This window comes from Candidatus Chlamydia sanziniae (assembly GCF_001653975.1).
GTDB classification, from domain to species: domain Bacteria; phylum Chlamydiota; class Chlamydiia; order Chlamydiales; family Chlamydiaceae; genus Chlamydia; species Chlamydia sanziniae.
Genome location: NZ_CP014639.1, coordinates 221,725 through 243,618 on the forward strand (window position 1 = coordinate 221,725; position 21,894 = coordinate 243,618).

Sequence of the window (21,894 nt, forward strand, 5' to 3'; positions counted from 1 at the left end):
CAACAATCCTTAAAGAAACGTTAACGTTCTTCATGGTTAATTGCACGCAAACTTTTTCTAATGCTAAAGTTTATTAACTCATTAAAAATTAAAACAATAATAATTTTGAACAATGTTTTATTAAAATAAAAACGAAGAGAAATATAAATATTTTATTTTAAAATGATAATCAACTAATTAAATTATTTTATTTCTCAAAGAAATCATGACAACCCCCATTAACCCATCTTCATCTACTACCCCGACTACTCAAACAACGACGACAACATCAACGGTAGGTTCGCTTGGGGAGCATATTGTGACAACGACAACAACCGAACCCATTGGAGCCACAGCGCATACAATAGAAGACATCTCATCTCAAATCACACAGACCGTAAACCAAGACTCAGACGCAGTAATTTTTCATTCTAATAATAACTTCTCTCTCTCAGCACCTGCATCGGGAGGGGCTGGAGCTACAGCAACAACAGCCCATCTTTTAAGCCAACGAGTTTTATTCGGAACAGGTACTGAAAACTCGGGAAGCCTCGCTGGCGAAAGCATCGACAACTCTTCCATTTTTGGAGATAGCGGCTCAGACTCAGGAATTGCAGACAACACAAATCTTGGAACACTATCAGGGCTAACAGGAGAAGCGAGGGCTGAAGGCGCTGAAGGCCCTGAAGGCCCTGGAGGATTCCCTGAAAACGCCATTCCTCCCTATGATCCCTCAGATAAAGCCTCCATTCTTAAATTTTTACAACATCCGGGCGTGCAGCAAAAAATGCAAACCAAGGGGGGTCATTATATCTACGTTGATCATAATCGAAGCAGTTTTATCTTTATCCGCAATGGAGATTGGAGCCAAGCAGAGTCTATCAAAGTCAGCAATGCTCAAACTAAAGAACCACTCACAAGCCCCGAACAGTTAGAAATGTGTATCGCCAAATTTAGCGTTGGCTTTGAAACAATAGAAAACGATTGGACAAACAGAATTCAACCTCTCATGGAAACACGTGCAGACGGTGCGAGCGGAACATATGATCACCTGATGCTGAGCCTGAAGTTTAAAACTGGTATTCTTTACGGTCCTTGGAATGCCAAGGAATCCAGTTCAGGCTATACACCCTCTGCTTGGCGTCGAGGAGCACGAGTAGAAACAGGCCCGATTTGGGGTCATGTTGGTGGATTACAGGGCATTAATTGGAACTCAGTATCTAAGCCCGATTTTGGTTTTATAAAAGAAACTGCTCAACCTGGCCCAAGTACGAGTCCTGGTCCTTCACCAGGGCCAGGCAGTGGCCCTACCCCACCTTTTGCTATGCCTACCGTTAATGTCAACTTAGGGGGCATTAAAGTTGATCTTGGAGGCATTGCAACAACAACACATGTTAATATACCTGGAGCTACACAAACAACGACAACAGCTATGCCCGAACGAACACAAACGACATCGACAGGAACGACTACAGAAGGCTCAGATTCTCTTTCTGATGACGACGCACAATCTGTAGGATCCTCATCAGGCAGCACGATAGAGGAAAGTTCTCGGACGTACGGAGAATGGGGATCAGGGGAAAACAGTTTAGACCCTAATGAAGGTGGTAAGATACCACCGCAGCCTCCAGGGCCTCCACCATCACGTCCACAAGGCGCGGTCTTTAATACCATAAGTAACCAAACTCTGCAGCAAATCTTAAGAGACGCTCGTATGCATACAAGTACTGTATGGGATAATCAAGGGCATCATGAAGGGAACCTTGGGCTCATAGACGTTATAAGAAACGCCGAAAATGGAACGTGGGAACCCACTATACGTCTTCCTGAAAACAATGCGAGTACTGATACCTCTTCTGTAACGAGTAACAACAATGATGATAGCGCTGGAGCAACCAAGGGAACTCGAGGAACTGAAGAAAGTGCAGTAGACAATCGCGATCTTTTAAGCAAAGTACGCGCACACCTAGACTCTGTTTATCCAAAAGATAAGCAAGGAAATTATCTACCTAATGGCACAACTTTAGGTAATATTATTTCAGGAATACAAAAACCTCTAACTCCCACCCAACCTGAAACCTACCTAGCACGAAGAGTCATGCTCGATGATGATGGCAATATTGTAGATGCCCCAGAAACAGAAGGCACAAACACAACTGAAACATTACAAGAACCTCTAGCTCCCACGCACACTGGAACCTACCTAGCACGAAAAGTCATGCTCGATGACGACGGCAATATTGTAGATGCCCCAGAAACAGAAGGCACAAACACAACTGAAGCATTACAAGAACCTCTAGCTCCCACGCACACTGGAACCTACTTAGCACGAAAAGTCACGCTCGATGACGACGGCAATATTGTAGACAATTCAAAAATTGGAGAGGCGTCGAATAGTCCTGGCTCACGTGTAAATCTTCGAGCAACTACCTCAGGAATTACAGGAGCAGAAGGCGAGAATAACGAATTACAAACCCTTCTTCAAAAAATTCGTTCTCATATAGATACCGAGGGGTATTCATCAGGTGGAACACCTCTGCATCCTTTCGGTGGGAATCATATTGGCAATATTATTCGCGGGGTTGAGAACTCATCAAATAATGAGAATTTAGTTCCTTTTACGACAACTCCTGGTCCAGGAGTCCGCCTTGCTGCTAGAGTGATGACTACACCTACACTACAGCCAGAAATAGCTACCAGCACTTCCATAGGAATTAGTCCTAGCCAGACGGCTCCACTCCCAATTGCCGCTAGAGTTGTTCATGCTCAGCCAATATCTCAAACGGCAACAAGTACTCCCGTAAAAGGTACAGCTGCTCAAGCAACCCTAATGGGTCCTTCACAAACCACAAGCTCATCACAAACTACAAGCACGTCAACTACAGAAAGTGGCGTAGGAACAGAGTCCGTCACTACACAAAGTGCAGGAGTTGGAACAGAACCCGTCACTACACAAAGTGCAGGAGTTGGAACAGAACCCGTCACTACACAAAGTGCAGGAGTTGGAACAGAACCCGTCACTACACAAAGTGCAGGAGTTGGAACAGAACCCGTCACTATGCAGAGCACGGGAATCTCAGCAACTCCTCAAATGACATCTATGGAAACTCAAACCTCCCCTGACCTTATACCTGTTGGGGGAATAAGGGTAGCGACAATCTCTATGGTTCGCAATGCTGCAGGAAGGGCTCTGATAGTTCAACAAGGCTCACGATCAGAAACTATCGTAATTCCCCCAAGACATGGAAGTGGGGACGTAGGTCCTCAACTGTGGGCTGCAGCACGTCAAGTTGCAGTAAACCTAGGGCAAGTACTTGATGCAAGTGCCACAAGCAGAACAAAATCACAATCCCCCACGAGAGCATCAAGTCGATCGTCTTCTAGTTCAAGAAAAGGAACTACAAGAAAATAAGTTTTTCTCCTGAACTCGTATAAACCACACGGCTAAACCATGTTGTGATAGACATCATCAACATCCTCGATTTGTTCTAACCAATCGATTAGGGCGAGGTTTGCACAACCATCTTCTTCATTGCAATCGATGAAGCAAAGAGGAAAATATATAAGCTTCTCTTGTGATATAGGCACACCTTGAATTATGAGTTTCTCCTTCATAGGATAGAGATCAGTAGGATCGCAGATAACAAGAAACTGCTCTTCATCTTCACTGTCTACGTCTTCAGCACCAGCTTCTATAGCACGTTCTAGCAATTCTTCTTCATTTATAGCGCTTTTAGAGACCTGGCATACTCCCTTACGAACAAAATTATAGAGCACACTGCCTAGTTCAACAAGGGTACCTCCACGTTTGTTTACAGCTACGCGCATCTCAGAAGCTGTACGATTCTTATTCTCTGTCATGGCTTCTACAATAATCCCTACGCCTCCATAACCATAGAGCTCATATGTAACCTCTTCAAAATTGTTCTGTTCCATAGAAGAGGCTTTTTTTAAATTTCTTTCGATATTTTCATTAGGGATATTTTGATCTTTAGCCTTCTGTATTACCATACGCAAACGCGCATTTGTTTTGGGATCAGGTCCCCCTAGTTTAACTGCAGAGATTAACTCTTTGATGATACGTGAAAAAATTTTCCCTTTTTTATGGTCGGCCCGCTCTTTACGATGTTTTGTATTGGCCCATTTACTGTGTCCTGCCATTCTCCGTACCCATGTTTAATCTCGCACCCCGCAATATATAAGCATTAGCTTTCTCCCAAGCAATAGCACGGTCGTATAAGGGAAAGCGTTTTTCATATTCTTTAAATTTTTTCCCATGAAAAATTATTCGTCCTGAAGGAGAAAATTCCCTAGGGACAATACTGTGCACCATTTCATGATATACAAGATATTCCATAAAGAATTGGGGGATGTCCCGACGATCTAAAGAACGGTGTATCCGAATCAACTGCTCATCTTCATGAAAAGAACCGAGGACAGCACTGCGGGCATAACGAAAGGTTTGACGTCCAAACCATCCAATACGTAAATGTAACTTCCCTCCAAATAAACGCTGGTTCAAATTTTGATAGATCTCTTGTAAGTCGTATACCTTTCCTTGAGAAAAATCGATAGGCAGGGAAGAACGCGGAGAGGAAACCTTGGGGTGTAACAAAGTAGTCATTATAAAATAACGAGAAGAAAAGCGATGTCGCAATAGTTTTTTCACAGCATGGAAATTCCTAAACCTAAGATTTATGTATCTTGTTTTAAAAAAGCCTTGTGTTTTCAGCTTCTTATAAATCTTTTTCCATAGTAATTTTAGCAAGGTACCCTATTTCATCTTTGTAAAAACGCCTCTGCCTACCGACGTCGCAAAACCCAAAACGCCTATATAAACTTATAGCAGGATTTTCTTCGTAAACCTCTAAGTAGAGAATTTCAAGTTTGAATCGACTTTTCGCTAAATGACACAAATTGTTTAACAAAGCCGTGCCTATCCCTTTATTCCTATAAGGTTCTCCCACAATGATAGAAATTAACGCATGATGAGCAACTTTAACATAGGGGTTCAGAACTAAAGTAGCGACTCCTGCAACTTCACCACAATATACCGCTGTTAAGCTACTATGATAACGATAAAAACCCACCCAAAAATTCACACTTTCACGAATTTCCGCTTCTGTTTGCAGAGGAAATCCTCGAAGGATTTTTGGATCGTTAAGCCAACGTATCATATAGGCCGCATCACCGGGAAGAGTAAAGCGAATCTCTAATCCAGGAATTCCTGAGTCATTGTTATCTGCGGTCATGAGGATCCCCCAGAATCTTCCAAATACGCCTTAATAAAATCGTCTAGAAGTTCTCCATCTAGCATAGCCTGAACATTTCCTGTTTCATATCCTGTACGTACATCTTTAACAAGAGTATAAGGCTGAAATACATAATTGCGAATCTGTGACCCCCAAGCAATATCTTTTTTATCTTTTCTTTCCAGAGCACGCTTTTCCAAACGCTCTTGAAACTCATGTTGATACAATCTTGCTTGTAACATCTTCATACAACTTTCACGATTTTGGATTTGGCTACGTTCATTCTGACAAGAAACCACAATACCTGTGGGGATATGGGTAATTCTTACCGCAGATTCCGTAACGTTGACATGCTGTCCCCCTGCTCCTGACGAACGAAATGTATCTATGCGTAAATCATTCGGAAGGATCTCAATTTTTATTTGATCATGAACTTCTGGGAAAACATCGATGGAGGCAAAGCTCGTATGTCGCTTAGCATTACTATCAAAAGGAGAGATCCTGACGAGCCTATGTACGCCACGTTCGGCTTTCGCATATCCATAAGCAAACTCTCCCGAAAATTTCACAGTAATGTGTTTGATTCCTGTGACCTCACCCTCTAGACGATCGATAACTTCTACTTTCCATTGATGTTTCGCTGCCCAACGAGAGTACATACGAAAGAGCATCTCCACCCAATCACACGATTCGGTCCCCCCGGCTCCAGCGTTGATAGCTAAGAAACAGGAATTTTTATCTGCTTCACCGGATAGCAACCTTTGTGTTTCCCAAATAGCCAATTTGTTTTCACAAAAGATAAATTCTTTTTCCAACTCATTACAAATTCCTGTATCTTCACATACAGCACTATCGTTAAGAAAAAATGTAATTGCATCTATTTTATTTTTTAATTCGTAATAATCAGAAAGTTGCCGCTTCAACGTAGCGATTTTTTCTGTAACTTTCCTTGCATTAGGAACATTATGCCAAAAATCTTCTTGAAGGCTTTGCTCCTCTAAAGTACTAAGCTCTTCTTTCCTTTTTTCAAGGTCAAAGAGACCTCCCCGTTAAAGATAACCTGGCCACAAGTATTTCTAAACGCCTATCTAAATTCTCCTGCATATCCCAATCCAAAACTACACAAACACTTTCTTCCAGAATTTTAGAGAAGGACAGCCAATAAAGTCAATCTGTTGGCACATGAAGTAGGGCTTCTTTTCCACGCCGTTTATGTCTGTAGAATGAATTCTACTTTTTTGTTTTGACGAGAAACCTCTCCGACAGATAAAAAAGTTGGGATGAAGAGCTTGGGTCTCTTCTTACCACCTTTACTAGGAGTAACCAATGAGTCAAAAAAATAAAAACTCTGCTTTCATGCACCCTGTGAATATTTCCCCAGATTTAGCAGTTATAGTTGGCAAGGGACCTATGCCCAGAACCGAAATCGTAAAAAAAGTTTGGGAGTACATCAAAAAACACAACTGTCAGGATCCTAATAACAAAAGAAATATCCTCCCCGACACGAATCTTGCAAAAGTTTTCGGTTCCAGTAATCCTATCGATATGTTTCAAATGACAAAAGCTCTTTCCAAGCATATTATTAAATAAGAGCTTCTTCACCTCTCCTGTATTAGGTAGGGGAAGAAAGTTCTTATTCCTATTCAGTTCCTCATCTTTAAAGATGAGGAACTTATTAATCAGTAGTTTTGTTATGGTATTTGTTTCTTTTTCTCTAGCAATTGCAGTTCCTTTTCTTGCTTCCTCTTGGGCCACTTTTATTGAGCCTAATCGATTAACAACAACTTCGATCACTTGGAAATTACCGAAAAAGCATGCCCATCTTCACGACTTAAGGATTGCACAAATTTCTGACTTGCACTTTCAGCAAAAGACTCCAAAGAAATTTCTTAAGCGCATTTCAGAATCTTTAAAACATTGTGCTCCTGACATCATCGTATTTTCTGGAGACTTCCTGTGTCGTGCTCGTATTGAAGATCGCTCTCGTTTGGAAGCTTTTTTAAATACTTTAAGTGCTCCTTTAGGAATTTTTGCTATTTTAGGAAATCATGACTACGTAACCTATGTATCTCGCAATAATAAAGGCATCATTGACCGCATCTCTTCCCAACACAGTCAACCGATAAAGCGTGCTATGGTTTCCGTTATGCAAGGACTCTTCTCTAAGTGTCCCTATCGCTACGCCGATGACCTTACACCTCAAGAGCCTCATCCTGATCTCGTGGATTTACTAAAAAATACTCCTGTTACTCTCTTACACAACACTACGCATGTTCTTTCAGAAAAACTCAACATTGTTGGATGCGGAGATCTATTTGCGCGGCAATTTCTCCCTGAAGTCGCATTTGCGAACTACAATCCAACCCTTCCTGGTATTCTCCTTTCCCATAATCCCGACACATCACAAATCTTAAATGAGTATCCTGGTGATTTTATCTTTTCTGGACACTCCCATGGGCCACAAATAGCGCTCCCCTGGCCTAAGTTTGGAAAGAAATTCTTTGAAAGATTGTCGGGATTAGAAAATCCCCATCTTGCGCGGGGACTCTTTACCTTGGAAGGAGGGAAATACCTCTACGTAAATAGAGGATTAGGGGGACTAAAAAGAACGCGCTTCTGTTCTTGTCCTGAAATCTGTTATGTTCGGTGTTCCCATGAGTGATAAACATTCCCTTATCCTCTTAAGCGGAGGGCAGGGACGTCGCTTCGGTTCTAGCACTCCTAAACAATACCTCCCATTTTATAACAAACCCTTAATTCTTCATTCCTTAGCCACATTTTCCACCCTATCTGAGATCGCTGAAATTATCGTTGTTTGTGCTCCTATGTACCGGGAGATTTTTGGAAACTATACCGTAACCTTTGCTGAACCTGGGGAGCGTCGTCAAGATTCTGTATTTTCTGGCCTTCACCAAGTCTCTCATCCTTGGGTACTTGTCCATGACGGCGTTCGTCCTTTTGTCTACCCTGATGAAATTACCGAGCTTATTCTTGCCGCAAAGCACAGTGGAGCGGCGACCTTAGCTTCCCCTCTACCCTATACAATTAAACAACGCTCTCCTGTACGGACTTTAGACCGGGATGCTCTAGCAATCATTCATACTCCTCAATGCATAAAAACAGAGATTCTCAGCGAAGGACTTTTATTAGCAATGAAGAAAAATCTCACCCTTCCAGATGATACTGGAGCAGCGGAGCTCCTTGGCTATACACCCCAACTTGTTTTTAATAAGCATCCTCAATTGAAAATCTCCTATCCCGAGGACTTAACCATAGCTCACGCCCTCTTATGACGAAAGCTGCTTTACTTCTTGCTTATCAAGGAACTGAATATGTAGGTTGGCAGTTGCAACCACATCACCTCTCTCTACAAGAAGTTCTAGAACGCTCTCTTAAAAAAATTATTGGGAGACACACTCCCGTAATTGCTTCGGGAAGAACCGATTCGGGAGTGCATGCTTATGGACAGGTTGCTCATTTCTGGGTTCCTGATCAACCTCTTTTTAATCATCCTGAGCGAATAAAAAAAGCTTTTAATGCTATTCTCCCCCAAGATATTATCGTTCGCGATGTCGCAATCATTGATGACTCCTTTCATGCACGCTATCTCGCCATTGCTAAAGAATATCGCTATCTACTTTCACGTTTTCCGAAACCCTTACCTTGGCAACGTCATTTCTGTTATAGTCCTCACCATCCTCTGATCATAGAATCTATGCGCGAAGGTTGCCGCTTACTTATAGGAACCCACGATTTCGCGTCTTTTGCAAACCATGGAAGAAACTATAATTCTACAATACGCACACTCTACACTCTTGATATCATGGAAGAAGAAAACACAGTGACGATAATATGTAAGGGTAATGGGTTTCTTTACAAAATGGTCCGTAATCTTGTAGGAGCTCTTTTAGATATCGGTAAGGGGGCTTACCCTCCACAACACCTCCTGAAAATTCTTGAACAAAAAGACCGCAGGCAAGGGCCACCTGCAGCACCTGCCCGCGGTCTCTCCTTGCACCATATATGCTATCCCCCACCTTACGACAAGTTCTGTTCTAAGCACTGCTCAGTAAGTTCATTAAACGAAGGGTAAAAGAAAAAATCATGTGGGGCAAATTCAGAGTATTTTTCCACTGTTATTGATATATAAGCATTAATGCCGATCAGAGTGGCGGGAATGCAAGCAAGAGCTCGCAATCCCTTGAGAGAATCTTCAAACCCCAGGACTTTTTCACCATCACGTACAAAAGTTTTATACGCATGCCTATAGCTATCTCCGTAAGGCTTGGGGCGTAAGTAATCTTCACGAGTTACCCAAAATGAAAATTTATTGAAGATCGGATATGATTTACACAAAGTAGGTAGAGCAGCACGCGAAGAATTGGTAACGACGCCAGAACGCTTCCCCATGGATACGATTAACTCAAGAAATTGTTCGACACCGGGCATTAAGGGTGGTGCGGAAGCATCTAAACTGGCATAGTGTATTTCTTCTCTTCTTTTATAAATCAGTTCAAGATTTTCACGCGCTTCAGGATATTCTTCCAAAAACTTTTCACTTAAATTATCTCGTCCTACAAAAGTATGTTTAAAGTATGTAGCAAAATCCCAGGCAACTTCGAGAGAGTACTCCTGACAAGCTTCTAAAAATGCGTGATAAAACCGTGGTTCTGTATCGACAAGCAAGCCATCCAAATCAAAAAAACATACTTGGTAATCATTGATATCCATAGAATCCTTAAAAAAACCTACGTAAGTTATATTTTTTACTATACGCTTGAATCATGACTATCTTAAAAGCATTGCTATGGATTCCTACTGTTCTCTTATTTGTTAGCTGCTCGACAAAAGAGTCGGTCCCACGCTACACCATAGCAGAACGCATTACTTCTCAGCAAGGCTGCCATGTTCTTCTTTATCTAAAAAGCTCACCCTCTCCTTTTCCCAGCTATAATTGGCATACCCCTTCTGTATCTATAATCACAGCGTATTCTTTTTACTGTCACGGCGGAGGGAAAACTCTGCTTTCTTCGCAAGGAACCCTCTATGATTGTGAAGGTAAAAGGCATAGCTTGACTAAAGAAATCTTTCGTCATATCCATCCACGTCTTATTCAGATTGCGCGTCTGCTGCAACAGCATTATCCTAAACTTGTTATCACTGAAGGGTGGTGCTGCCCGCACCACTTTCGTTTCCTAGAAGCTATGGGAATGTCCTTACCTCGACGACATCTTAACGGTACTGCGGCTCTGTTAACTTTAGCGTCCCCTATTTCCCTTGAGGAATTACCAACCATTCTCAAACACCTCTATCCTCGATTGGCACCTGTCTCTCTAAAAGAGTTCACCCTCTCAGGGTCCATGTTAAAAAACGAAGAGTTTTCCCTTACTCTGACAAACAAAGGCTCTCATATAGAAATTTCTATAGAAATTTTTTATGATACCACCAAAGAAGAACCTGTGCTTCCTCCAGAATCTTTTCCCACCTAAGAGATTTCTCTTGTGATTATTAGAATAGAACCTCTACAGTAAACTCTCACTTTATGCCGGTGTGGCGGAATGGTAGACGCGGTAGACTCAAAATCTACTCTTAGTAATAAGGTGTTGGTTCGAGTCCGATCACCGGCATAATTCTTTTCTTTTTCAAGTTGCCAATAAATTATAGAGTCGTTTTTTTAAGGGAAGTTATAGCAAACCCCAGAGCTTCCTATGAATGAAGAAGCCTTATTATTTTTACTGCAAAAAAAGAAAGGTCTTTTCCTTGCCATCCTTGATCTTACAAAAACAGAATATGCATTAACTCCTGTAGAGCTAGAAAAAGTATTGCAACAAAAAAAAATCCTTCTTGCTTGTATTGAAAAAATAGATCATCAAATTAAAGACTTTCGCCACGCCTTTGTTTCTGTATTGCCCCAAGATATTCAAGAAGAACTCACACATATCCGAAAAGTAATCACACAGATATTAAAAACGGACAAACTTAACTATGCACATAAAAAAAAGGAGTTGGGGATCTATGACTAACAACACTCCTTATGAGGCAGCCTCTTCCACTCACGAGCTCCTAGAAATCAAAGCACGTATTACCCAATCTTACAAAGAAGCGGATACCATACTTACGGCAATTCCCGATGGGATTATCCTTTTGTCAGAAGTGGGCACCATTCTGATTTTTAATTCCCAAGCTCGCGAAATTTTAGGAATTCCTGAACACCAAGAAATTCTCCACAAACCTTTTGTTGAATTTTTCCCCGATACATTCTTCGGTTTCTCCATGAGTGAATCCCTTCAATCTCTTAAGCTTGCTAAAACTCTGCGTCTTTCCTTATGCAAAGAAGCTATAGAAAAAGAACTCGAAATTTTCATTCGTAGGAACGAAATCAACGGATATCTTTTCATTCAAATTCGTGATCGCTCAGAATATAAACAACTTGAAAATGCTATAGAAAGGTATAAAAACATTGCAGAATTGGGGAAGATGACAGCAACGCTCGCTCACGAAATCCGCAATCCTCTAAGTGGGATTGCAGGGTTCGCTTCGCTCTTAAAAGAAGAGCTCACCTTTACACGTCATCAACGTATGCTCTCCGCAATCATTTCTGGAACACAATCTTTAAATAATCTTGTGTCTTCTATGTTGGAATATACAAAATCTCAACCGCTAAATTTAAAAACCGTAGATTTGCAAGATTTCTTCTCTGCATTAATGCCACTTCTTTCCGCTTCTTTTCCCACTTGCTGTTTTGAAAGAAAAAGCACAGAATCTCTTCTCCGTTCTATAGATCCTGACCGTATGAATAGTGTTATTTGGAATTTAGTAAAAAACGCTATAGAAACAGGGGAAAAACCCGTAACTCTCACCCTCCGTCCTACCGGGGAAATCGCTGTTGCTAACCCTGGAGAGCTCTCTCCAGCAGTTTTAGACAAGCTCTTTACACCCTTTTTTACAACGAAGGTTCAGGGCAATGGCCTAGGCCTCGCAGAAGCCCGAAAAATCATGCGTTTACACGGAGGAGACATTGAACTAGAAAGTACCTCGCCTATAGTCACCTTTATCCTTAAACTTCCTCAACACGCACAAAAACCTCTGACTAAAGGCGTACAAGAACCTTAGCTAAAGATTCCATGTTAAGATTTCTTTGCAAAGTACTTGCGAATCTCTTCCATAGTCAAAATGGAGAGCGAGGGCCTGCTTTGTAAGAGTATTTCCACAATTTTGACGAGATCCTCCCAATTCATATTTCTACAATGCTCATAATCCATAGGAACTAAAGGATGGTGAAAAATAGGCCCCCAAGATTCGGAAGCCCTTATGCTTGACAACACAAGAGGGAGTTTACCAGAAAAACAAGACATTACTTCAAGAAAAGCCTGTTCTTTAGGATCCAACTCAAAGAATTTTCCTCCCTCTCGATCATGCATCTGGAGTAAGCTCATTATCAAAAATTGCTGCCATTGCTCAAGATCTCTATAGATAGGCCAACGAGTCACTGGGAAATGACATGTTGTAAGCCAAGCTCTGAGCAAAACTTCTGCGTCTGCTAACTGCGGATATTTCTCACGTAATTGCCGGTACAGCTTCGCCCAACCTACACTACCTTCACTTGTTTCGATATTCTTTACTTCATCTGCTGCAGAATTTACAAGTGTGCTGAGATTCTGCAAAGACATGAAACCAAGGAGCGCGAAAAGCCATTCTTTAAAACAAAGGCTTGTTACAGCTTTTTCCTGATTTTCTAAGGAGACTTGGGAAGAAAGACTTATTTCTGGACATAGCCTTTCGGACGATATACGGCTGCCTAGTATACCAAAAAAGCGAGGAGCTGTATAAGCTAAAACTTCTTCATCCGTATATTTCAAAATCACAGGTTTGCTTCCCGACTTGATGTGCGGTGAAAACTGAATCACCTGTCGAGCAAGGCAGGGAAGAGCTCCGGAAGCATCTTGAGCGGCATGAGTTCGAGCATCTTGAAGAAGCTGCTCAAGACGTTGCTTTTCATGAGATAACTTTGTTTTCTCAATCTCGTAATTAATATAACGGTCTGTAAGCTTCTCCTCAAGCTGTTGTTTTTCTCGGCCCCACATTTGCTCCGCCACCTGGAACTGGTTCATCAAATTATTATAATCAATCAACGCTGCGTACTTTTCCTGTTCGCTCCGCGTTATAGCCTCTTGTGCAGTTGCGAGCTCCTTCTGTAAGAGGCTTACCTCCAGCTCAAGAGTGCTACTCTTGTCCTCCCAATACTGAATTTGCATATTCATATGCACGAGGTTACGTTGCGCTTCAGACCATTGGTGTTTACTTTTCTTAAACACTTCTATCTGCTCCTGGGCAGTCGCTAGAGCTTCTTCCGTCAACTGCAATGATTCCTCAGTTAGGCTATTTTTTATAGAAAGTTCTCGAAATTCAATTCTTAATTCCCGATTTGCAATCTGTACTTCTTGCAGCAGAGATTCTATTTCAGCACTGTTTGACTCCAAGTTTGCTAATAACAACTTTGTTCTAGTCAATTCGTCTAATGCGTTTCGTAGCTTCTTCCCAGTGAGTTCCTCAATAGCTTGATCCGATTCATAAGACAACAAAAGCTCATGGAGCTCCGCTGCTTTTTTTTCGAATTCTTCCGCCTGACGTTTAGAAATTGTTAATTCTTTGGTTAACTTAAGAATATCTTTCCCGCACATGTCTTGGAGATGTTGTTTCTCTTCTTTTAAGTGCTCATAATTGCGTTGGAGTTCAAGAAAATTTTTAAGGTGCTTTTCCGTCGGGTACACCTGTTTCATAGCTTCTGATAATTCTTGATTTTTAAGGAAAAGTTGTTCTTCAAGAGCACTGATGATCTCAATCTTCTCTGCCATTTCATGTTTGAACTCATCGCCCAGCTTTTTAAAAAACTTATCCTGATTTTCAACAGTCCTCATGATTTTCTTAAACTTATTTTGAGACTCACGTAATAAATCCCTCAACTGCTTAAGTTCTATATCCTTGAATTCCAGTTTTTGGAACAACTCCCCGAGTCTTTGACGGTGGTAAAGATACCGTACCTTATATTCACTATAAAAAGTGCAGAATTCCATCTCAGCATCGCACATTAATGCTAACGTCTCTTTTAATTGCTTTAACTCTGCATATTTTGTTTCTATTTGCCCGTCGATGAGAGTAAGCGCCTCCCACTTGGAAGTGAGGTAACACATTTTCTTGTATTGTAAGTCAGCGAGTTTAGCAATTTCTTCTCGATTTGCTTTGTTATCCTCAGGGCTTTGCAGTTTTTGAAGTTGAAGTTTTGATTCAAGCTCTTTTGCCTGTGACGAGATCTGTTTAAGATATTGTAAAACTGCTTTGATTTTTTCGAGCTTCTTCTTCCTCATGGCTTGTATATCTGATAATTCCTGGGAAACGAAAGCGATTTTATTTTGTAAATCTACAATTTGTCCTTCGTGATATGCTAAATTCACAGAATCCATAGTGCCTGATAGAAACTCTAGATAAGCACGATAAAGAAGTTCTAGTTGCTCAGCAATCTTGCATTGCATTTCACGTAATTCTACAAGCTGCACAAACTTTTCCCCTCGATTGTCTTCAGCAACAATTAGGGTGTATAACGCATATGCCTTGCGACGCAGTTCTCGATCAAATTCAGCAAGTTGTCTTTCCTTATTAAGAATCGTAGCTTCAACGTTAACTTCATCGACAAAACCACGACGTACTAACTCACGCACCTGAGTTGCTTCAATGAGCTGTTTCAAACGCCCTTGCAAATCTTCGATAAGGATGTCCTCAGCAACAGCCAGATTCTTCTTTTTAAGACGACTGTCTAACACGCAAAGTACTAAAACAAGAACCAATAAGACTCCTCCAAGAACAAGCTGACTTATCCCAACACACGCCACAACTTGAGGAAGTAAAATTAAGATGAGGATTCCACCTGCGATGATAAGTAATGCTAAACATACAAGGGCAACTTTAAATATAGTACGACACAAACGAGTATGGACAAATGATGTAGGTTCTCCTTTTTCTTCAGGAGTTAATGGAGAAAACATCAACACAGGATTCGTTGAGTTCTTTGATTCGGAACAAGGAACTTGTATTTTAAGATTAAGAACTGAGGTGGATTCAGGAGAAGGATTGGGAGAGGGAGTTGTTCTAGATGACATATCTTACTTTTACGATAAAAAATATATAAGTATATTAACTTCTCCTGTTTATCAATGGCAAGGCCAAAAGAAATCGCTCTTTTCTCCAGACCTCTTCCATGATCTCTAAAACAAAGTTTAAGGCTTTACCTTGATTCCCTGGATAAAGTACAAAGAATAAAAAAAGACAGAGAAGCTAGAGTCATGGTTATGGAGAAAATTCTTATTGTAGATGACGAACCCCTTCTGCGTAATTTCCTTTCAGAACTTCTTCTATCCCGTGGCTATGCCCCTGTCACAGCAAATAATTTAAAAACTGCTTACCAACAAATACAACATGAACATTACGACTTAATTATCTCCGACATGAATATGCCTGATGGTTTAGGATTAGATCTAATTAAAGCTGCTAAACACTATGCCCCTCAAACTCCTGTTCTTGTGATTACCGCTTACGGTACAATAGAAAATGCTGTTGAAGCCATGCATCAAGGTGCCTTTAATTACCTAACAAAACCCTTCTCCTCAGAAGTTCTTTTTGCTTTCATCAATAAAGCTAAAGAATTTAAGAACTTAGTGAATGAGAACCTTTTTCTTAAGTTCCAAACATCTTTAGACTCTCACCCCTTAATTGTTAAAAGCCAGGCTATGAAAAATCTTCTTGCCACAGCACAAAAAGCTGCCAATAGTTCAGCAAACATTTTCATTCATGGGGAATCGGGATGTGGCAAAGAAGTACTAGCCTTTTTCATCCACAACAGTTCTCCACGAGCCTCATCCCCTTATATTAAAGTGAATTGCGCTGCTATTCCAGAAACCCTTTTAGAATCCGAATTTTTTGGCCATGAAAAGGGAGCCTTCACAGGAGCAACAACAAAAAAAGCCGGCCGCTTTGAGCTTGCGCATAAAGGAACCCTGCTTCTAGACGAAATCACTGAAGTCCCTATACACCTACAAGCAAAGCTCCTACGTGCTATTCAAGAAAAAGAATTTGAACATTTGGGAGGGACGAAGACCTTGTCCGTTGATGTTCGCATCTTAGCAACATCAAACCGTAATCTTAAGGAAGCTATTGAAGATAAAATCTTCCGTCAAGATTTATACTACCGTCTTAACGTCATTCCTCTTTATCTTCCTCCTTTACGAGAACGCCGCGATGATATCCTTCCTCTTGCTCATTATTTTTTAGATAAATTCTGTCGTTTAAACACTCTACCTCCAAAAACATTATCGACAAAAGCAGAACAGCTTCTCCTTGACTACCCCTGGCCCGGGAATATTCGAGAGCTTTCCAATGTCTTGGAGAGGGTTGTCATCTTAGAAAATACCTCCATGCTGACTGAAGATATGCTTGCTTTATAGTAGAGAACCCTCTACAAGGACTTTTTCTTGTCTTTCTAAGGAGGTTCTGATAAACTTGTTCGGCATAGAATTTTTTTTCTCTCTAAGCACCGATAGCTCAATTGGATAGAGTACCTGGCTTCGGACCAGGTGGTTAGAGGTTCGAGTCCTCCTCGGTGCGTTAAATTCCTTTTTTGAATAAGACTTTCCCTATATAATAGAACTGAGGAGAACTTTTTTCTTTTATAAATCTCCCCCTCCTCTAACCTCAAGGAGATAACATGAAACCCTGCCGTAAGAAGTCCGTGTCCCCTAAGGACTCATGCACACCCGTAGAAATTACAGGAAAATCTTTTCATGTCTCATTACCTTTAAAACATCTGATTATAGAAAAAAGCCGCCATCTCCCTCCAATGGAGACCATTCGCGTCATAATCACCTCTCATAAAGATAAGCAAGGCACTGAAGTGCACATTATTGCTTCCCAAGGGAAAGAAGTTCTACAGACTAAAGTGTACAACGATAATCCTTATACTGCAGTAATCCAAGGCTTTAAAAAAATTCGCACTAGGGCGAATAAATACCAAAATAAACACCTAAACAAAATCAAGCATAGCATCCGGCTTAAAGAAAAAGAAGAACGGCTACCCTTACAAGAAGACAACCACGAACTCTTTACTGAATGGCCACTCTTTCCTGCCATGGATGCCTGGGACGCCTTAAAACACTTCGGATATGTTCCTAAGTCAGAAAAAAAGAAAATTTCCAAGAAAAAAATCTCCATCAACACGCTCTCATCAGATGAGGCGATTCGCCAATTGGAGTCTTCTAAAGATAACTTGCTCATCTTTTTAAATGAAAAGGAACATAAAATTCAATGCTTACATAAACAACACGATGGCAACTATGTTCTTATCGAACCCTCTCTCTACCGAGGATTCCACATTTTCTGACACCACTTCTTCCAGTCTTTTTGATCCCATTAGGAAAAAAGCATTGTCTGCAACTCCTGAAGAAATCGTACGCCAGAAACTACTCAACTTACTTATCAATACACTACACTATCCCCAAAAACTGATTGTCATAGAAAAAGAGTTAAAAACGCTCTTACCTATCCTTACAGGGAACAAGCTACGCTTACCTAAACGCCGTCCAGATATTCTCGTCCTCACACCACCAACCTATACAGATGCTCGGAATATTACTCATAAGTTAGGCAATCCTAAACCACTCTTACTCATTGAATGCAAGGCCCGGGTTATTAACCAAAACACGTTAATGCAACTCCTCAGTTACAATTATATTATTGGAGCGCCTTGTCTTGCTATTGCCAGTAGTAAAAAACAGCTCACAGGTTTAGTCAATCCTAAAACACAAACCCTTGACTTCTATCCAGGTCTGCCAGAATATTCTCAACTACTCAACTACTACTGCTTGCCAAGCTCAAGGAATTAAACCTCTATGCCTATAGTTGTTTCTGGAGTTGTGCTCGAAAGCCAGCCTTTGGGGAAAAATCACTTACGAACTACCCTCTTTAGCCCTGGAGGTTTAATCACCTTTTTTGCAAAGCACGGACAAACCCTTCTTTGCTCGCATCGAGAAGCTTTAATCCCTGTTTCCCTAGGGAGCTATACATTAAACTCCTCTCCGACAAAGCTTCGCTCTCTTGCTCATGCGGAAATCCGCAATAATTTTATAGAAATTAAACGGGCCTATCCTCTTCTAGAAGCTAGCGGAAAAATGATACGCGCCCTCTTAATCTCACAATGGAGAGAAAAGCCTTCTCCAAAACTTTTTTCCCTATTCTTAAATTTTCTTCACCGTCTTCCTCAGAGCAAAAATCCTAGGTTTTTTTCAGCAATCTTTATTCTGAAGCTTTTGCAACATGAAGGGATTTTAGACCTTTCCCCCACGTGCTCTTTATGTAAAAAAAACTTAAGCAATGGACCATGCTATCGCTACCAAGGACAAAAACTATGTAAAAACCATGCCCATACAGAAGCGATTGTCATGGAAAAAGAAGAAGAACAGGTGCTACACGCTATTGTTCATGCAAAACAATTTTATGAACTTTTGAAACTTACGGATTTCCCTATTGCAATTGCGGATAAAATTTTTTACATGCTAAAAACCACATTACATTCTGAAACAGTATCAAAATTCACATAAGATTAACGCAGTGTAATCGTGCCACTCCCGCTACTGCGCACATGAAAAACTAGGGTAACTGGAGAGCTACCCACAGAGCTGTTATGATAGGTCTTATTCCAAATCCCCCGTCCTTGCTTTACAAAGCTTCCTTCTATACATACCTTGCCTTTTAATGAAGTTGTTGTGTGGACGATCACACCGACATTCTTAGGCAAGAGTAATACAATAGGTTCTTCTTCATTGCGAATTGTGATAGAACCACTTTGCAACCAATCTCCACGAAAATCCATATCCATTTTACAAGAAGTACAAAGAAAATTTAATAAAGTTAAACAAGGATAATGGCCTTTAAATTTAGCACGTAAGTAGCCAAATGAGCCTTTGTAAACAATACTTTCCAATTTAGGGAAATCTCCAGTAACATCAAACTCTACACGTTTTTTATATTGCGCTTCGATCTCCATACTCTCCATGTCGGGGAAGTATCCCGAAAAATTGAAACGATCTATATGAAAGCGCTCTTCCTCAACAACATAATGAGGAACAGCAAACACGGTGTTCCCTAAAGAACAAAAAAGTGTACTAATGAATGGAAACAAGAAAAGATATTGCAAATTCAACCTCGATAAATCCCTTAAACTTTTTAGAGTGTAAATAATTAAAAAAATTATAGAAAAGCGTAAGAAGACACTGCGAAAGAGGGGACTCGAACCCCCAAGGAAAAATCCACTACCACCTCAAGATAGCGCGTATACCAATTCCGCCACTTCCGCAAAAAGCATTAGCTTACCCAGGCCCCGCCCTTTACCTCAAGAAAAAAAAGTATTTCCCTCTGAGGAAAAATCAGGTACATTGTATAGAAATTTAAAGAAAAAAACACGGCTATGCGCTGCACTGCTTATTGTACAGCATCTTCTTATAATCTTCATGTACTCTTTCATCTCCTCAAACCTCATTATCCCACTGTACTTTCTAGAGAATATGTCCTGGCCACATTAGATAAATCAGAGGCGTGTGATCAGATTGCTATATTCTTCCCCTTCGGCGTGGCTGTTTTCTGGGGATGGGCAGAATCCAAGGAGATACAATTACTTCAAACACTAGTTACAGCATCCCCTGAGATTCTTCCCCAACCCGAGATTGACCATTACAACTTTTATTATGGAGATAAACTTCAAATACGACGTGATTGCCTTATCCTTGCAGATACCACACTAAATACTAAATTCGCTATTGCCTTTGGCCTTGCACAATCGGTTAAACTTACTGTCTTTGAAGCAACGATCTATAAAACCATTGAAGATTCTAAGCGTCTGCCCCAGGATCTCGCCATGAAGGGCAAAATCTCCATGCCGCGTAAAGCAATCGCTAAAAAAATTGGGAAACTCTTTCTGGACAAGGCTTCAGTAAATCTCCATTCCGATATCCTCGATGAGCCTGACTTCTTCTGGGACCATCCTGAAACACAACCCATTTACCGTGATGTTCTTAGCTGTTTAGACATCGCTCCAAGAATCAATGTTCTGAATCACCGACTTACCATCTTAGGTGATGTATTAGAAATATTAAACGATCAACTAAATCACCAGCACTCTTCTTCATTAGAATGGACAATTATTTGGCTGATTATGTTAGAGGTGTCTGTAGCTTTACTCAAAGATGTTTTCAATGTCATTTAAATATTTTTTAAAACAACTTCCCCGGAACTTAGGTATTCTCTTGATTCGTATATATCAATGGTTTTTATCTCCGATGCTGGGAAGTTGTTGCAGGTTTTTCCCCTCGTGTTCACATTATGCTCTACAAGCCCTACAGATTCATGGCTTTGTTCAAGGATTTTGGCTTTCCATAAAACGTGTGAGCAAATGCGGCCCTTGGCACCCTGGGGGCCTAGATCTTGTCCCTAAGACGACTTTGGAGGCAGCCGTAGAACCCTACCAGGAAGTAGACGATCATTTTTGAGTTGATTTTTCTCCTTAAGTTTTTCAACAGAAATATGAAAACGCTGAGCGATCAACCACAAAGAGTCCCCTTCTTGTATTACATATTCCTGCTCTAAGACTTCCTCAAGTTCCTTTTTCTCTGGATAGACAGGCCTGCTGCATTCCTTTCGAGGAGAATTTACTAACCTAGCTAAAAAACGTTCCCTATAAGGAGATCCCGAAGGAAGTAAGTGCAAAATTTTCTGTACATCTTCATTACAAAATTCATGGAGAACAGCATCACTATCATGAACTAGCAACAATAAAGCTGCCAAAGCAACCTCACGATCAAGATACGCTCGCAATACCTTCTGCCGCTGCCGGTCTGAGATTGCTGAGTGACGAGCTTCCTCGTTACACAGGGAAAAGAAAAGCTCTGCTCCTTCTTCAATCACCATACGAGCTAAAGAAGCTACTGAAGCTACCTCAAGCTCAGCACCTGCTAATAATGTTCGGAAATAAAGGAATTCTGGAGTTAAACAAAAACTATAGAGGCAATCCTCATCTACCTGACCTTCTGCCAAAGAACGGGAAATGCGTAGGAACAAACCTTGAGAAGTGTAAGGATAACGATGAGTGGAAAGGTAATGACAAATCGCGGGGAACTCTCGATTGTCAATATTAGGAAGAAACCAAATCCTTGAAGGGCTTTTCAATTCTGTAAAAGTGAGTGGATGCGGGAGCACAGGAGTAATGTCCACATGATGCACTGTGATTGCTACACTTAAAGCCCAGAATTTTACTGGTCTTCCATAAACAAAACTTTCATCTTTGAGAGACAACAAGAGTTCATTTAAAGAAGCCTGAGAAAGCGTCTCTAAAAAATCTTCAGGAATATGAATTCCTTGAGAACTTTTTGCTATCAAAGGTCCAGAAAACAACCGCAATTTATAGATATCTTTTTGAAAGATTGCGGAATAAAATAAAAAAAGAAAAAGGACATTCAAACCCATGCTAAGGATCAGGACTTGCCACAGCCACTTCGTTTTTCTTTTTAAAGCCATATGTTCTTCTACTCTAAAATTCAGATGGATACCTAGGGATTAAAAGACTTGC

At 40.8% G+C, this 21,894-nt stretch carries 22 protein-coding genes and 3 tRNA genes; 16 read left to right on the forward strand and 9 right to left on the reverse strand.

The genetic code is table 11. From position 1 onward, the window contains the following. Positions 1-205 precede the first annotated feature (205 nt). On the forward strand, positions 206-3,391 hold the full coding sequence (tarP, locus tag Cs308_RS00865; protein ID WP_066481489.1) for a type III secretion system actin-recruiting effector Tarp: 3,186 nt from the start codon (positions 206-208) through the stop codon (positions 3,389-3,391). A gap of 32 nt (positions 3,392-3,423) precedes the next feature. Here the strand turns inward: tarP and Cs308_RS00870 are convergent, their stop codons facing one another. From Cs308_RS00870 to prfB, 4 genes are all read right to left on the reverse strand, one after another. Then, entirely contained in the window at positions 3,424-4,140 is a 717-nt protein-coding gene (locus tag Cs308_RS00870) for a YebC/PmpR family DNA-binding transcriptional regulator (RefSeq protein ID WP_066481490.1), read from the reverse strand. After that, on the reverse strand, positions 4,124-4,603 hold the full coding sequence (locus tag Cs308_RS00875) for a hypothetical protein (protein WP_066483322.1): 480 nt from the start codon (positions 4,601-4,603) through the stop codon (positions 4,124-4,126). The genes Cs308_RS00870 and Cs308_RS00875 overlap by 17 nt, the downstream gene beginning before the upstream one ends. Before the next feature lie 112 nt (positions 4,604-4,715). Continuing rightward, a complete protein-coding gene (locus tag Cs308_RS00880) occupies positions 4,716-5,231 on the reverse strand; it encodes a GNAT family N-acetyltransferase (RefSeq protein WP_066481493.1) in 516 nt (171 codons plus the stop codon). Beyond that, a protein-coding gene (gene prfB, locus Cs308_RS00885) for a peptide chain release factor 2 (protein WP_156506723.1) occupies positions 5,228-6,335 on the reverse strand; the annotation gives its coding sequence in 2 pieces (ribosomal slippage) (positions 5,228-6,272 and positions 6,271-6,335; 1,110 coding nt in all). The genes Cs308_RS00880 and prfB overlap by 4 nt, the downstream gene beginning before the upstream one ends. Before the next feature lie 222 nt (positions 6,336-6,557). Here prfB and Cs308_RS00890 point away from each other — a divergent pair. From Cs308_RS00890 to truA, 4 genes are all read left to right on the forward strand, one after another. After that, the gene (locus Cs308_RS00890; protein ID WP_066481497.1) at positions 6,558-6,821 is read left to right on the forward strand and encodes an SWIB/MDM2 domain-containing protein; all 264 of its coding nucleotides are present in this window, start codon (positions 6,558-6,560) and stop codon (positions 6,819-6,821) included. A gap of 103 nt (positions 6,822-6,924) precedes the next feature. Next, positions 6,925-7,893, forward strand: coding sequence for a UDP-2,3-diacylglucosamine diphosphatase LpxG (gene lpxG / locus Cs308_RS00895; protein ID WP_066481500.1), 969 nt, complete (start codon positions 6,925-6,927; stop codon positions 7,891-7,893). Continuing rightward, positions 7,871-8,524, forward strand: coding sequence for a 2-C-methyl-D-erythritol 4-phosphate cytidylyltransferase (gene ispD, locus Cs308_RS00900; RefSeq protein ID WP_197481296.1), 654 nt, complete (start codon positions 7,871-7,873; stop codon positions 8,522-8,524). The genes lpxG and ispD overlap by 23 nt, the downstream gene beginning before the upstream one ends. Then, positions 8,521-9,324, forward strand: coding sequence for a tRNA pseudouridine(38-40) synthase TruA (gene truA, locus Cs308_RS00905; protein ID WP_066481501.1), 804 nt, complete (start codon positions 8,521-8,523; stop codon positions 9,322-9,324). Before ispD ends, truA begins: the two co-directional genes overlap by 4 nt. Here truA and Cs308_RS00910 read toward each other — a convergent pair. Then, on the reverse strand, positions 9,270-9,962 hold the full coding sequence (locus Cs308_RS00910) for an HAD family hydrolase (RefSeq protein WP_066481502.1): 693 nt from the start codon (positions 9,960-9,962) through the stop codon (positions 9,270-9,272). The genes truA and Cs308_RS00910 overlap by 55 nt on opposite strands. 53 nt (positions 9,963-10,015) lie before the next feature. On the opposite strand from Cs308_RS00910, the gene Cs308_RS00915 reads away from it, so the two are divergent. From Cs308_RS00915 to Cs308_RS00930, 4 genes are all read left to right on the forward strand, one after another. Further along, positions 10,016-10,720 (forward strand): hypothetical protein, encoded by a 705-nt coding sequence (locus tag Cs308_RS00915; protein WP_066481504.1) that lies wholly within the window; start codon positions 10,016-10,018, stop codon positions 10,718-10,720. 55 nt (positions 10,721-10,775) lie between these two features. Beyond that, positions 10,776-10,858: transfer RNA gene (locus tag Cs308_RS00920), tRNA-Leu, on the forward strand. 81 nt (positions 10,859-10,939) lie between these two features. Beyond that, a complete protein-coding gene (locus Cs308_RS00925) occupies positions 10,940-11,254 on the forward strand; it encodes a hypothetical protein (protein ID WP_066481506.1) in 315 nt (104 codons plus the stop codon). Beyond that, positions 11,247-12,344 carry a two-component system sensor histidine kinase NtrB gene (locus tag Cs308_RS00930; protein WP_066481508.1) on the forward strand — a complete coding sequence of 366 codons (1,098 nt, stop codon included), beginning with the start codon at positions 11,247-11,249 and terminating at the stop codon, positions 12,342-12,344. Before Cs308_RS00925 ends, Cs308_RS00930 begins: the two co-directional genes overlap by 8 nt. Before the next feature lie 14 nt (positions 12,345-12,358). Here Cs308_RS00930 and Cs308_RS00935 read toward each other — a convergent pair whose 3' ends face one another. Further along, the gene (locus Cs308_RS00935; RefSeq protein WP_066481511.1) at positions 12,359-15,385 is read right to left on the reverse strand and encodes an AAA family ATPase; all 3,027 of its coding nucleotides are present in this window, start codon (positions 15,383-15,385) and stop codon (positions 12,359-12,361) included. A 183-nt stretch (positions 15,386-15,568) separates the two neighbouring features. Here Cs308_RS00935 and Cs308_RS00940 point away from each other — a divergent pair, with 183 nt between their 5' ends. The 5 genes from Cs308_RS00940 to recO all read left to right on the forward strand — a co-directional run bounded on the left by Cs308_RS00940 (position 15,569) and on the right by recO (position 18,874). Then, on the forward strand, positions 15,569-16,726 hold the full coding sequence (locus Cs308_RS00940; protein WP_066481514.1) for a sigma-54-dependent transcriptional regulator: 1,158 nt from the start codon (positions 15,569-15,571) through the stop codon (positions 16,724-16,726). Between the two features lie 86 nt (positions 16,727-16,812). Then, positions 16,813-16,886, forward strand: a tRNA-Arg gene (locus Cs308_RS00945). 100 nt (positions 16,887-16,986) lie between these two features. Next, positions 16,987-17,658, forward strand: a complete 672-nt coding sequence (locus Cs308_RS00950) for a sigma 54 modulation/S30EA ribosomal C-terminal domain-containing protein (RefSeq protein ID WP_066481516.1) — start codon at positions 16,987-16,989, stop codon at positions 17,656-17,658. Continuing rightward, positions 17,612-18,160, forward strand: a complete 549-nt coding sequence (locus tag Cs308_RS00955) for a type I restriction enzyme HsdR N-terminal domain-containing protein (RefSeq protein WP_066483327.1) — start codon at positions 17,612-17,614, stop codon at positions 18,158-18,160. The genes Cs308_RS00950 and Cs308_RS00955 overlap by 47 nt, the downstream gene beginning before the upstream one ends. Before the next feature lie 6 nt (positions 18,161-18,166). After that, positions 18,167-18,874, forward strand: coding sequence for a DNA repair protein RecO (recO, locus tag Cs308_RS00960; RefSeq protein ID WP_066481517.1), 708 nt, complete (start codon positions 18,167-18,169; stop codon positions 18,872-18,874). A 2-nt stretch (positions 18,875-18,876) separates the two neighbouring features. Here the strand turns inward: recO and Cs308_RS00965 are convergent, their stop codons facing one another. Both Cs308_RS00965 and Cs308_RS00970 read right to left on the reverse strand, forming a co-directional pair. Next, the gene (locus Cs308_RS00965; protein WP_420834796.1) at positions 18,877-19,443 is read right to left on the reverse strand and encodes a hypothetical protein; all 567 of its coding nucleotides are present in this window, start codon (positions 19,441-19,443) and stop codon (positions 18,877-18,879) included. Positions 19,444-19,547: 104 nt separating this feature from the next. Continuing rightward, positions 19,548-19,629: transfer RNA gene (locus Cs308_RS00970), tRNA-Leu, on the reverse strand. A 111-nt stretch (positions 19,630-19,740) separates the two neighbouring features. Here Cs308_RS00970 and Cs308_RS00975 point away from each other — a divergent pair. Beyond that, positions 19,741-20,535 carry an RMD1 family protein gene (locus Cs308_RS00975; protein ID WP_066481518.1) on the forward strand — a complete coding sequence of 265 codons (795 nt, stop codon included), beginning with the start codon at positions 19,741-19,743 and terminating at the stop codon, positions 20,533-20,535. Beyond that, positions 20,525-20,818, forward strand: coding sequence for a membrane protein insertion efficiency factor YidD (gene yidD / locus Cs308_RS04955; RefSeq protein WP_082904992.1), 294 nt, complete (start codon positions 20,525-20,527; stop codon positions 20,816-20,818). The genes Cs308_RS00975 and yidD overlap by 11 nt, the downstream gene beginning before the upstream one ends. On the opposite strand, the gene Cs308_RS00980 is transcribed toward yidD, so the two are convergent. Continuing rightward, the gene (locus tag Cs308_RS00980; RefSeq protein ID WP_066481519.1) at positions 20,760-21,842 is read right to left on the reverse strand and encodes a LysM peptidoglycan-binding domain-containing protein; all 1,083 of its coding nucleotides are present in this window, start codon (positions 21,840-21,842) and stop codon (positions 20,760-20,762) included. The two genes, yidD and Cs308_RS00980, sit on opposite strands and share 59 nt — an antisense overlap. Between the last annotated feature and the right edge of the window lie 52 nt (positions 21,843-21,894).

Coding starts and splice junctions, on each gene's coding strand:
- recO (WP_066481517.1), top strand. CDS start 18,167: ATGCCTATAGTTGTTTCTGGAGTTGTGCTCGAAAGCCAGCCTTTGGGG.
- Cs308_RS00880 (WP_066481493.1), bottom strand. CDS start 5,231: ATGACCGCAGATAACAATGACTCAGGAATTCCTGGATTAGAGATTCGC.
- Cs308_RS00915 (WP_066481504.1), top strand. CDS start 10,016: ATGACTATCTTAAAAGCATTGCTATGGATTCCTACTGTTCTCTTATTT.
- lpxG (WP_066481500.1), top strand. CDS start 6,925: ATGGTATTTGTTTCTTTTTCTCTAGCAATTGCAGTTCCTTTTCTTGCT.
- Cs308_RS00875 (WP_066483322.1), bottom strand. CDS start 4,603: ATGACTACTTTGTTACACCCCAAGGTTTCCTCTCCGCGTTCTTCCCTG.
- yidD (WP_082904992.1), top strand. CDS start 20,525: ATGTCATTTAAATATTTTTTAAAACAACTTCCCCGGAACTTAGGTATT.
- Cs308_RS00925 (WP_066481506.1), top strand. CDS start 10,940: ATGAATGAAGAAGCCTTATTATTTTTACTGCAAAAAAAGAAAGGTCTT.
- Cs308_RS00930 (WP_066481508.1), top strand. CDS start 11,247: ATGACTAACAACACTCCTTATGAGGCAGCCTCTTCCACTCACGAGCTC.
- Cs308_RS00955 (WP_066483327.1), top strand. CDS start 17,612: ATGTTCTTATCGAACCCTCTCTCTACCGAGGATTCCACATTTTCTGAC.
- truA (WP_066481501.1), top strand. CDS start 8,521: ATGACGAAAGCTGCTTTACTTCTTGCTTATCAAGGAACTGAATATGTA.
- Cs308_RS00935 (WP_066481511.1), bottom strand. CDS start 15,385: ATGTCATCTAGAACAACTCCCTCTCCCAATCCTTCTCCTGAATCCACC.
- Cs308_RS00950 (WP_066481516.1), top strand. CDS start 16,987: ATGAAACCCTGCCGTAAGAAGTCCGTGTCCCCTAAGGACTCATGCACA.
- Cs308_RS00910 (WP_066481502.1), bottom strand. CDS start 9,962: ATGGATATCAATGATTACCAAGTATGTTTTTTTGATTTGGATGGCTTG.
- Cs308_RS00940 (WP_066481514.1), top strand. CDS start 15,569: ATGGTTATGGAGAAAATTCTTATTGTAGATGACGAACCCCTTCTGCGT.
- Cs308_RS00980 (WP_066481519.1), bottom strand. CDS start 21,842: ATGGCTTTAAAAAGAAAAACGAAGTGGCTGTGGCAAGTCCTGATCCTT.
- Cs308_RS00975 (WP_066481518.1), top strand. CDS start 19,741: ATGCGCTGCACTGCTTATTGTACAGCATCTTCTTATAATCTTCATGTA.
- Cs308_RS00890 (WP_066481497.1), top strand. CDS start 6,558: ATGAGTCAAAAAAATAAAAACTCTGCTTTCATGCACCCTGTGAATATT.
- ispD (WP_197481296.1), top strand. CDS start 7,871: ATGTTCGGTGTTCCCATGAGTGATAAACATTCCCTTATCCTCTTAAGC.
- tarP (WP_066481489.1), top strand. CDS start 206: ATGACAACCCCCATTAACCCATCTTCATCTACTACCCCGACTACTCAA.
- Cs308_RS00870 (WP_066481490.1), bottom strand. CDS start 4,140: ATGGCAGGACACAGTAAATGGGCCAATACAAAACATCGTAAAGAGCGG.